The sequence below is a fragment of the Enterobacter cloacae complex sp. GYL001 genome (genome assembly GCF_049237125.1).
Classification (GTDB): domain Bacteria; phylum Pseudomonadota; class Gammaproteobacteria; order Enterobacterales; family Enterobacteriaceae; genus Enterobacter; species Enterobacter hormaechei_C.
This window is the reverse complement of the sequence record NZ_JBMKGW010000022.1, coordinates 51443-51687: the sequence shown is the minus strand read 5'-3', so window position 1 is coordinate 51687 and position 245 is coordinate 51443. Positions and strand designations below refer to the sequence as shown.

Genomic DNA, 245 nt, shown 5'->3' with positions numbered 1-245 from the left:
TATCGTAAGCGCCATCGGCGGCGGCTGACCTGATTTTCCGGTGGGTTTGCCGGATTAACCCGGGGAAGGCCTCTGAGTCCGTAACATTGTTCAGCGACAGGTCAGCGCAGATGATTTCATGTGTTTTACTGTCAACGGCGAGATGCAGCTTACGCCAGATACGGCGGCGTTCCTGGCCATGCTTTTTGACTTTCCACTCGCCTTCACCGAAGACCTTCAGCCCGGTGGAATCAATCACCAGATGC

General features: G+C 55.1%; 1 protein-coding gene. It reads right to left on the bottom strand.

Annotated elements, in window-relative coordinates; genetic code table 11:
* Positions 1-245, bottom strand: a 245-nt coding sequence (locus ACOTWU_RS23235; protein WP_421625797.1) for a transposase, incomplete at both ends; no start/stop codon positions are given.